General features: G+C 68.5%; 9 protein-coding genes and 3 pseudogenes. 5 read left to right on the forward strand and 7 right to left on the reverse strand.

The features are described from left to right. Positions 1 to 226: 226 nt before the first annotated feature. Positions 227 to 1,099: an alpha/beta fold hydrolase gene (locus PUR53_RS00535; RefSeq protein ID WP_329906999.1), complete on the reverse strand. Its 873-nt coding sequence runs from the start codon at positions 1,097 to 1,099 to the stop codon at positions 227 to 229. Between the two features lie 124 nt (positions 1,100 to 1,223). On the opposite strand from PUR53_RS00535, the gene PUR53_RS00540 reads away from it, so the two are divergent. Next, the gene (locus tag PUR53_RS00540) at positions 1,224 to 1,643 is read left to right on the forward strand and encodes a MarR family transcriptional regulator (RefSeq protein WP_052146576.1); all 420 of its coding nucleotides are present in this window, start codon (positions 1,224 to 1,226) and stop codon (positions 1,641 to 1,643) included. Between the two features lie 21 nt (positions 1,644 to 1,664). On the opposite strand, the pseudogene PUR53_RS48010 reads toward PUR53_RS00540, so the two are convergent. Next, positions 1,665 to 2,124: pseudogene (locus PUR53_RS48010) on the reverse strand (IS5 family transposase); the annotation flags it as partial. Positions 2,125 to 2,331: 207 nt separating this feature from the next. Here PUR53_RS48010 and PUR53_RS00550 point away from each other — a divergent pair. The 3 genes and pseudogenes from PUR53_RS00550 (at position 2,332) to PUR53_RS00560 (ending at position 5,223) form a co-directional block, all read left to right on the forward strand. Next, positions 2,332 to 2,871: a hypothetical protein gene (locus tag PUR53_RS00550; RefSeq protein ID WP_329895579.1), complete on the forward strand. Its 540-nt coding sequence runs from the start codon at positions 2,332 to 2,334 to the stop codon at positions 2,869 to 2,871. A 233-nt stretch (positions 2,872 to 3,104) separates the two neighbouring features. Further along, the gene (locus PUR53_RS00555; protein WP_329895586.1) at positions 3,105 to 4,046 is read left to right on the forward strand and encodes an arabinan endo-1,5-alpha-L-arabinosidase; all 942 of its coding nucleotides are present in this window, start codon (positions 3,105 to 3,107) and stop codon (positions 4,044 to 4,046) included. 337 nt (positions 4,047 to 4,383) lie between these two features. Further along, positions 4,384 to 5,223, forward strand: a pseudogene (locus PUR53_RS00560) (aldo/keto reductase). Positions 5,224 to 5,306: 83 nt separating this feature from the next. On the opposite strand, the gene PUR53_RS00565 reads toward PUR53_RS00560, so the two are convergent. Both PUR53_RS00565 and PUR53_RS00570 read right to left on the reverse strand, forming a co-directional pair. Next, entirely contained in the window at positions 5,307 to 6,494 is a 1,188-nt protein-coding gene (locus PUR53_RS00565) for a barstar family protein (RefSeq protein ID WP_329907001.1), read from the reverse strand. Between the two features lie 182 nt (positions 6,495 to 6,676). Further along, a complete protein-coding gene (locus PUR53_RS00570; RefSeq protein ID WP_329895582.1) occupies positions 6,677 to 7,321 on the reverse strand; it encodes a dihydrofolate reductase family protein in 645 nt (214 codons plus the stop codon). Positions 7,322 to 7,504: 183 nt separating this feature from the next. Here PUR53_RS00570 and PUR53_RS00575 point away from each other — a divergent pair. After that, positions 7,505 to 8,621: pseudogene (locus PUR53_RS00575) on the forward strand (IS630 family transposase). A 32-nt stretch (positions 8,622 to 8,653) separates the two neighbouring features. On the opposite strand, the gene PUR53_RS00580 reads toward PUR53_RS00575, so the two are convergent. From PUR53_RS00580 to PUR53_RS00590, 3 genes are all read right to left on the reverse strand, one after another. Next, positions 8,654 to 9,163: a DinB family protein gene (locus tag PUR53_RS00580; protein ID WP_329895583.1), complete on the reverse strand. Its 510-nt coding sequence runs from the start codon at positions 9,161 to 9,163 to the stop codon at positions 8,654 to 8,656. Next, entirely contained in the window at positions 9,160 to 9,657 is a 498-nt protein-coding gene (locus PUR53_RS00585) for a hypothetical protein (protein ID WP_329907003.1), read from the reverse strand. The genes PUR53_RS00580 and PUR53_RS00585 overlap by 4 nt, the downstream gene beginning before the upstream one ends. A gap of 253 nt (positions 9,658 to 9,910) precedes the next feature. Beyond that, on the reverse strand, positions 9,911 to 10,224 hold a 314-nt coding region (locus PUR53_RS00590), incomplete at its 5' end, for a hypothetical protein (RefSeq protein WP_329907004.1).

Consider the following 10,224-nt stretch of genomic DNA (forward strand, 5'->3'; position numbering starts at 1 on the left):
CCACCCGGTCCACCAACCCCGGCGGATACACCCAGGTCAGAAGACCAAGACCCGATAAGTCAGACGCACTCGCAGCCACACCAACCACCCCCGGGACCCACTGCCAACCAGCCTACGCCCACGGCAAAAGCAACGGCATTGGGGCTAGGCCGTGGATCGGAAGTGCTATTAGCGGAGCTAAACGAGGGTTGATTTTCAGGGTGCGGTGCCCGGGGCGGGCTGAGACTCAGTCACCGGACCGTTCCAGGAAGCCGGCGAGGCTACGGTTCGCCTCGGGCGCGATGGCGTGCGGAAGCGCGTGATGGGACACATCCGGCAGCACGGTCGTTGCGACGCGTGGCAGCAGCGCCTCGGCGCGGGCGGCCACCTTGGAGGGGTCATGGGTCCTGCTGCTTCCGGCGAGGAGCAACAGGACCGGCAGGTCCAGGCCGCGCAGGGCGTCCGGTGCCGGGCGCGGCCCGGTTACGGGTCGGAGAGAGGGGAAACCGGCGGCCGCCTCTTGGAGGGCGAGCCAGTCGGGATCGAGGGCGGAGCCTTTGGTCTCCCACTCCAGGAAGGCGCGGACCCGGCGGGGTGTGTTCCGCAGCAGCATGGGCAGTGCGTGCAGCAGGTAGGCCGGGCTGAACCCGGCGAAGCACTGGGTCGGGTCCACAAGGGCCAGGCGGCGTATCCGGTCGGGCGCGCGCATGGCGTGATGCAGCGCGATCCAGGCGCCGTACGAGTGTCCGCCCAGGTCGGTCTCGGCCACTCCGAGGCCGTCGAGGAGCGCGTCCAGCCAGGCCGACAGGTCGGCGACCGTACGGGGGCCGCGGTCGCCGTCGGGAGTGCTGCGTCCGGGGGCGCCGATCAAGTCGACGGCGAACACCCGGTGAGTGCCGGACAGTTCGGCCGCCTGCGCGTACCAGGACGCGGAGGTTGCGCCCCCTCCGCCGGGCAGGAGGACGAGCGAGGGCCTGTCGGCCGGGCCGCATACGTTGACGTGTGTCGTGCCGAAGGGCGTGGGAACGGTCGCCGTCTCGCGAGCGGCAGGCCACTTGGTCATGACCTTGTCGTAGGCCATGAGGAAGTTGTCGGCGTCGTACGTATCGCGAGCGTTCATGAACGGCGACTCCTCTATTATCTCGCTCAGCAAGATACTTGTTGGGCGAGATGATACGTGGAGGTGGTCCGTGCCCGATCAGGAGGGTGAGGAACTCGTCGAACGAGCCGAGCCGGGGCCCGAGATGGAGATCGTCCACCTGCTGCGCGCGGTGGCCGTCGACCTGGGCAGGCACAGCACCCGGTTCGCACAGCGCAACGGCATGCACCCCACCGACGTGCGTGCGCTGATCGCCCTGATGGACGCCGCCCGCGCCGGCGAGGAGACCACAGCAGGGCACCTAGGCACCGCTCTCGGCCTCAACTCGGCAGGAACCACAGCACTGGTCGACCGCCTGGAACGGGCCGGGCATGTGCGGCGGGTGCGCGATGCGCGGGACCGCCGCAAGGTCACCATCGAAGTGGACGAGCGGGCGGTCGCCCTCGGCTGGTCCCACTTCGGACCGCTCATCGATCGGGCGGTGGACCTGCTGCGGGGATACGACGAGCGGGAACTGGCCGCGATCAGGGGCTTTCTGACTGGGATGCGGAAGGCAGCGGTCTAGGACGTATCACGAATATGCTGGTCACAGCCACTCGTTGATGGCCGCGACGAGAACGGTTGCCTCGTAACGAACCGCGAGTTTGTCGTATCTCGTGGCCACGGCACGATGCCTTTTGAGGCGATTGATGCCGCACTCGACCGCGTGGCGCTCGCGGTAGTCGACCGGGTCGAACTTCGGCGGCCGACCGCCGCGGGAGCCGCGCTGCTTGCGGTGACGCGCCTGGTCGGGCCTTGTCCGGGATGGCGCAGCGGATACCTCGTCTACGCAGGTAGGCGCGGTTCTTGCGGGAGGCGTAAGCCTTGTCAGCGCGCACGCGGTCCGGGCGAATGCGTGGCCGGCCCACCCCGACGCGGGGCACGCGTATCTTCTCCAGCACGGCCTCGAACTGTGGCGAGTCGCCGCGCTGCCCGGCCGTCACCACGATCGATAGAGGCTTCTGGCCCTGCTCGACAACCAAGTGCAGTTTGGTGGTGAACCCGCCGAGCGGACCGTCCGGATCCGGGCCGAGCTTCGGCAGCCGCTCAACTGAAGGACACCGACCGCGCCAGGGGAGGAAGCCGAGCGGTGTCCCTACGCGGATGTCGGCCGCGTCGCCCGCAGGTCGGTTCTGTACCCGCAAGGCGGAAGGCCGAGATCCACGTGCCGAAACTCTGAGCAAGCCAAGACGACGTGTCCTACGTTGATCGGCATGAGCACATCCGGACGGGCCTACCGCTATGTCGGGCCTCACCATGTGCCGGCCGCCGTCCAGTCAGCAGACAGCGGCGTCGCGATCCGCACGGCTGCCGACTTCGCGGGCTGGGCAGCGGCCCGGACCGCCGACGAACTGGACGAACCCTTCACCTTCGTCATCGGCACGGACGGAGTCCTGCGGCTGGCCCCGCGCCGCAGCGAACACGTCGCCTGCGCGGGCGGCGGCCGGGTGCTGAGTGCCGGCGAAATGAGGTTCTCCACCCAGGCCGGCCACTGGACGGTGAACGAGGTCAGCAACCAGTCGACCGGCTACTGCCCGGACGTCACCTCGTGGCCGGCTGTGGCGCAGGCGCTGGACAAAGCCGGCCTCGACCACCCGGACTGCTTCACCCACGCAGTGGTCTTTCGACGGTGTCCCACCTGTCGGGAGAACAACATCGTGCGAGAGGGCCACTTCGTCTGCGTCTTCTGCAACGCGGACCTGCCCGGGCGGTGGAACGTCGATCCGAACCCAGAAGCCACAGCCGGGCCCTGACTCCCCGCTTACGGCGCGATAGTTGCGAAGACTTTCGGGTCTCTGTGCAGGTCATTGACGCGCAAGGTGTTCGGTTCTACGGTCCCGGCCGACGACGCGACGACTGTTCGGCATGCCGAACGGCACCCCCACCTAGGAGCGTCCGCATGAGCCGCACCCCCCGCACCCGTAGCCGCACCTCTCAGACCCCCCGCACGTTCCGCCCGCTCCCACCCTCCCGTAGAGCCGCCCTCATGGCCGTCCCGGCCGCGGTACTGCTCGCACTGGCCCCCACAGCCGCCTCCGCCTACCCCAACCCCGGCACGGTCACGGGGGCCACCGCCGTCCATGACCCGACAATGATCCGCACCTCCGCCGGGCGTTACCTCCTGTACGCCACCGGAGGCGGTCTGTCCCACCGCACCTCCACCGACCGGATCGCTTTCGGCGCGGGCGGCGACGCCTTCTCCACCAGGCCGAGTTGGTGGTCGCAGTACGGGGCGACCGAGGCCTGGGCCCCGGACATCTCGTACCGGGGCGGCAAGTACCTGATGTACTACTCCGTCTCGACCTTCGGGTCGAACAAGTCGGCCATCGGGCTGGCCGGTTCGGCGACCGGTCTCCCCGGCTCCTGGACCGACCACGGCATCGTCTACTCCTCCACCGCCTCCCACGACTACAACGCCATCGACCCGAACCTCTTCGTCGACGACAACGGCACGTGGTGGCTGTCCTTCGGGAGCTGGTGGACAGGACTGAAGATGATCCAGGTCGATCCCGCCACCGGAAAGCAGCTCGCCGGCAACACCACCCGGTACTCCCTGGCCTCACGGCCCACCGGCACCAAGGCGGTCGAGGCGCCCTTCGTCGTCAAACGGGGCGGTTTCTACTACCTCTTCGCCTCCTACGACACCTGCTGCGCCGGCACCGGCTCCACCTACAAGGTCAAGGTCGGGCGCGCCACGAGCGTGACCGGGCCGTACCACGACAGGAACGGCGTCGCGCTCATGAACAACGGCGGGACACCGGTGCTGGAGTCCCATGGCCGCTACATCGGCCCCGGCGGCCAGTCCATCATGAAGGACGCCGACGGCGATCTGATCGTCTACCACTACTACGACGGCAACGACAACGGCAGGCCCAAACTCGGCATCAACCTCCTGAACTGGAGCGGCGGATGGCCCGTCGCCTATTGATGGACGGATCGTCACCGCCAGGAGGGTCCTGACGCAGGCAGGCTCGACGACATCGACGTGGTCACGTCGGGACTGCTGGGCGGACTGCCGCTGCACGCATTGCGGCCACCGGCGGTGGAGGACGGAACGACGTCCGAGTGCCGGCTCGACCTCGCGGTGGTCAGGCGCATCCCAGGACCGGTGGGCCACCACCACCGGCGGACAGCTGTTGGCGCATCAGCCTCGGCGCTCGCACGGTAACTGTCGTTCTGGTCGGTGGCCGATCTTCGTTAGTGGACCGATGCTGTGGCCAACTGCGCTGCTAGCGTGGCCGGTTGGACGAGGGGGGAGACAGCGCGTGACATCGACTGCGTTCCGTATCGGTGGGGATCTGAACGTACGGCGGCTCGGGTTCGGGGCCATGCACTTGCCGACGGAGCCGATCCGGGCCCGTGAGACCTCGCTCGCGGTCGCCCGGCGGGCCGTCGAGCTGGGCGTCACTCTGATCGACACCGCGTATATGTATGGCTGGGGAGCCAACGAGGAACTGCTGGCTGAGGCCCTGCATCCCTACCCGGACGAGCTGCTTGTCACCACCAAGGTCGGCGTTGCGCGCTCGGGCTCTTCGGGCGAGTGGAAGCTCGACGGGAGGCCTGCTGTACTGCGCGCTCAGGTAGAGCAGGCTTTGCGCCGACTGCGTCTCGAGCGGATCGAGCTGCTGCAGTTGCACCGTATCGATCCGGAGACGCCGCTCGCCGACCAGCTCGGCACGCTGCGGGATCTGCGAACCGAGGGCAAGATCGGCCGGATCGGGTTGTCCGAGGTCACCGTCGACGAGCTCAAGGAGGCACGGGGGATCGTGGACGTCGCGAGCGTGCAGAACCGCTACAACCTGCTCGACCGTGAGCACGAGCCCGTGCTCACGGCCTGTGAGGCGGCAGGGATCGCGTTCCTGCCATAGCGCCCTGTCGCCTGGGGGGAGTCGGGAGCGAGGTCGGAGGTGGGAGCGGTGGCTGCCGAGGTCGACGCCACGCCGACGCAGGTTGCGCTCGCTTGGCTCCTCAGCCACTCACCAGTGATTCTCCCCATCCCGGGCACCGCCCGGATCGACCACCTGGAAGAGAACCTCGCGGCGGAACGCCTCCAGCTGACGCAGGCGCACCGCGACCGCCTCGACCGGCTGCCCGGCTTGGCATAGGGCTCAGCATCGGAGTGCAGCGGCGGGGGCCGCGCAACAACAACCCACTCCTTCGACCGTCATCAGTCCGCGGAGTGTCTCGGCTACTGCAGAACGACGGTTACGCCCCAGCGTTCGAGCAGCCGAACGATGTCCTCGAAATAGGAGAGTCCTTCGTCAGGGTCCGAGACGACGGCAGCCAGCGCTCGACGTGCTACGTCCGCGTCGTGCCAGATCAGGGTGAAGGGCGGGGCCACGCCGAAACCACCACCCATGCAATCCTTGAACGCGTTCCACGCCCGGCCGAAATAGCCCCCGGGCCCCACGAGGGCCTCTTCCATCGCGCAGTGCAGGCCGGGCACGTCGGTGACGAACCTGCCGTCAAGATGATGGGTTCCGCCGGAGCGGTCGGGGCGCCGGCCGCTCATGCGGGTGGCCGTCAGATCAAGCCACTCGGATCTGCCCTGCGCGGAGTATGGGGCCCACTGATTGCGGGTTGTCGGAACTCCCCGATACCAGGTCTCCCAGATCGGCCGGGCCAGCACTGGAGGCCGATCGCCGCCGTCGGCGAGCGTGATGTCGACGAGGGCGCCTCCGAGCACGGACGGCCGTGCCTTCTCGACGCGCAGGTGGACGTTGTGGTGGTACATCACCTCGCCATGGTTGTCCAGCGCCCACAACTGCACCCAGTCCCGGTCCCACTTGCGGGGCCGACGCAAGACGGCGAGCAAGGCTTCGGCGGCTTCGCACCCGATGAGGTGCAGTGGAGTCGATGGCGGGGCCCCGCGCGGGACGAACAGCCCGTCCACTCCGGCGCAGTCTCCAGCGGGACTGGCGGCCATGGTGTTTCCCGCGAACAGTTTGAACCGCGGCGACACCGGCAGGGTGTGGTCCCAGGCGTGCTCCTCTTCGACGCCGGCACCCACGACGACATCCACCAGTGCCGGGTCACTCCGGTTCGGATGGTGGGCGAGGACGACAGAGTCCACCAAGGTCCACCACTGCAGCGGCTGCTGCTCGTCCCATACTTCGACACACACATCGCCCAGCAGCCCGGTCGAGTCTGCGGCCGGCGACAGGGCATCTCGCAAAGAACCTTCGGGAGTGCATCCTCGCAGTGTCAATACCTCGCGCTTCGGCGGCACTTTGTCCACAAACAAGCCCTCGACGCTCGCGCATCGCCCCCAGTACTTCTCCTCGCCCTCCTCGTCCTCACGGACCAGCAGGTACTTGACCGGGAAACCCCGATCCCAGGCAGCGTGATCTGCGATCCGCACCAATCCCCCGAACACTCGACCGATCTCCTGACCAGCGTAGGGCGCCGGTGTCGTTCAGGAGACCACCGTCGTGGGTGCTCCAAGTACCCGGCTGCGTGGTTACTGTCGCTCTTCTCCGAGGGTGGTGCGGCGGGCGCAGGTGTTGAATCAGCCGACCAGAGGGAGGGTTTGGACGATCGCGGATCGGGAGCCCGGTCTCACTCGCTGTGGGCCACGCCGCGATCGGGTGCGCTCATGTCTCCTGTGCCGGGGGTGCCTTCGGCGAGTGCGTAGCGTAGGTACACGGCGCCCTGGGGGCCGGCTGCCGGCGGTTCGAGGAGTGTCAGGTTCGTGGGCACCTCGCCGCCGTCGAACACCTTCTTCCCGACGCCGAGCACGATCGGGTGCACCCAGAGGTCGAGACGGTCGAAGAGCTTCTCGCGCAGGAGGCTCTGCACCAGGTCCAGGCTCCCGACGACCTTCACGTGCTCGTGCCGGTCCCGGATCTCCCGTACCGCGGTGGCCAGATCCGGGCCGAGTTGCGTCGACCCGGCCCACGACAGGTCGGGGTTGCCGCGGGAGGCCACGTACTTCGGGACACGGTTGAAGAGGGCGGCGATCTCGCCGTCCTCGCCGCCCTTCTGGTGCGGCCAGTAGGCGGCGAAGATGTCGTACGTGCGCCGCCCGAGCAGGAGGGCGTCCGTGCCCTCGTACGCGGCACCGATCTGCGCCCCGGCGACCTCGTCCAGCAGGGGTGCCTGCCAGCCGCCGAACGGGAACCCGGCCGGGTCCTCGTCGGGGCCGCCGGGCGCCTGCCCGACGAGGTCGAGGGTCGCGAACAGTTCGATGTGGATGAGGCCCATGGCTTGCTCCCGATGAGGTGGTCGTCCCGGTCACAAGGTAGACCTGCGGGAGCCACCGAACTCATCGCGCCGCGCGGATCCGGATCCATGCCGACGGGAACGGTGCACGGAGCAAAGGTTGGCCGGGGTGATGGTTCCGGCGGTTGGATGTCCGGATACGTCCGTCTGACTGCTGGGGGTGTGGTGGCTGAGCCTGTCCGTGTGCGCAGGTTGACCGACCAGGAAGGGCAGAAGCTGCAGCAGATCGTGCGCCGGGGCAGCACCAACTCGGTGCGCTATCGGCGGGCGATGATGCTGCTCGCTTCGGCCGGCGGGAACCGAGTGCCCGTGATCGCGAAGCTGGTGCAGGCCGGCGAGGACACCGTCCGGAACGTGATCCACCGGTTCAACGAGATCGGCCTGGCCTGTCTGGACCCTCGGTGGGCGGGAGGCCGTCCCCGCCTGCTCAGCCCTGACGACGAGGACTTCATCGTGGCGACGGCCACCACCCGCCCGACCAAGCTCGGTCAGCCCTTCACTCGCTGGTCCATCCGCAAACTCGCCGCCTACCTGCGGAAAGTACACGGCCGCCTGATAAGGATCGGACGCGAGGCGTCACGGTGCCTGCTCGCCCGCCGCGGGGTCACCTTCCGACGGACCAAGACGTGGAAAGAGTCGGCCCGACTCAGAGCGCGAGGCCAAGCTGGACCGGATCGAGGAGGTGCTGGAGCGCTTCCCAAACCGGGTGTTCGCGTTCGACGAGTTCGGGCCGCTCGGGATCCGGCCCACCGCCGGATCGTGCTGGGCCGAGCAGGGCCGGCCCGAGCGGCATCCCGCGACGTACCACCGCACCCACGGAGTGCGCTACTTCCACGGCTGCTACTCGGTCGGCGACGACACCCTATGGGGCGTCAACCGCAGGAAGAAGAGCGCCGCGAACACCCTGGCCGCGCTGAGGTCGATCCGCGTGGCCCGCCCAGACGGCGCTCCCATCTACGTGATCCTGGACAACCTGTCCGCCCACAAGGGCGACACCCTCAGGCGCTGGGCGAAGAAGAACCGGGTCGAGCTGTGCTTCACTCCGCCTACGCATCCTGGGCCAACCCGATCGAGGCGCACTTCGGGCCGTTGCGGCAGTTCACCGTCGCCAACTCCAACCCAACCACACCACGCAGACCCGCGCCCTGCACGCCTACCTGCGCTGGCGCAACGCCAACGCCCGCCACCCCGACGTCCTCACCGCCCAGCGCCGCGAACGCCCCGCATCCGTAGCGAGAAGGGCATCCCCTGGGACGGACGCCCGCTCGCCCCCGCGGCCTGAAGAACCCCGGCGAACCTCATCCAGTCACAGAACTAGCTGGCGTAGGGGCTGCCGCCGAGCCAGGTGGTGCCGTCGATCAGTTCACGCACCGCGTCCAAGTGACCGCTATGGCAGGAGACTTCAGTGAGTACATGGATCAGAATGTGCCGCACGTCAGGCAGCCGCCAGGTCGGCCAGATCTCCACGGGCCAAGCGGCAGGCTCCTGTTCAGGCGTGGTGCCGGCGAGCACGACGTCCGCCCGCGCGATGGCCACCCGGTAGTCGGCGAAGACCTCCTCGACGCTCATCCCCTCGGGTACGTACCAGTGCGCCTCCGCGCCCGCCGTGAGCTGTCCGGCCACATCCGGCTCGCCCGCGATCACACCGGGGAACCAGAAGCGTTCGACATCGAGGGTGAGGTGGCGCACCAATGCCAGGCAACTCCAGCCGCTGGGCAGCATCGACCGCCGCAGATCCTCCTCCGAGAGCCTTTCGAGGATCCCGACGACGTGCTCGCGCTGACGGTCCAGGGCGCCCTTGAGGGCTTCGAGTTCCGCGTTCACCGGGCGGCGCACAGTTCAGCGAGGCGGTCCAGGGTGCTCAGCATCTGCGTCTGCCACCAGGCGCGCCCGCTGTCCACTTCCGCGCGTTTGTCCTCCGGCATACGCGAACCGTCGAAGATCTCGGTCACCACCGTCGCCCCACCCTCATCCGGGAGCAGGTCGAAGATCCACCTGTGGCCCCACGCGGCCCCGGGCGCGGTGGCGTCCGGGTGCCCACGACCGGGCCTCGGCTCCCAGCCGATGCGGCGACCCGGCTCGTACTCGACGACGCGGTTGATCATCTCGTAATCGCCGTAGCGCTCGTAGTACATCCGCATAACGAAGACGTCCCCGACGCCCGAAACCACGGCGTCGGAGACACCACCGCGCAGCATCCGCGAGCCGTCGAGGTCCGGGTGCCGTCCGGAATCGGCCAGGATCCGGAAGATATCCCCCGCCGGGGCGCCGATGCGCCGGGACACCGCCACCACGGCCTCGCTTGTCGCACTCGTCATCCGCGCGCCTCCGTCAACCGCAGAGCATGAGCCTGACTCCTGCCTGGACGCTACACCGGGGGTACGACAACACCTGGCCGAGCACGGGCGGTCTACGCGGACTCCCACCGAACCAGTTCCGGGAAGGACTGACCCCGGCCAACCTTCCCGGTCAGAGCCCTAGATGCCCCAGACCGCAGGGCCAGGAACACGCCGGTGCGCTCACTCAGCGCCCCACTTGCTGCCTTCTCGGCATCGGCATCGCGCACAGCCGTCACGGACGTCCTGAAAGAGCTGCACCCAGCCGAACTGGCCTGGATCGCCGAGAAGACCGCAGCCCGACTGGGTCCTGGCCACGGCGGCCGCCGTCCCGGTACCTGAAGACGAGGACGACGGTGTGGTGCGGCTGTTGGCGACACCGCCGACCTCCACCAGCCCCATGCGCGTCCCAGTGGGCGGCGAGGCGAATGTCCAGCTTGCTGTCCTCCACCCTGCGCACCAGTTCCGCCAGGATCTCGGGGTAGCGGGGCCGAGAGGGGTTCTGCTCGTCCACCACGTCGGTGAAGTGCACCTCGCAGGAGTCCGACG

The organism is Streptomyces sp. SP18BB07, from assembly GCF_036322545.1.
GTDB lineage: Bacteria > Actinomycetota > Actinomycetes > Streptomycetales > Streptomycetaceae > Streptomyces > Streptomyces deccanensis.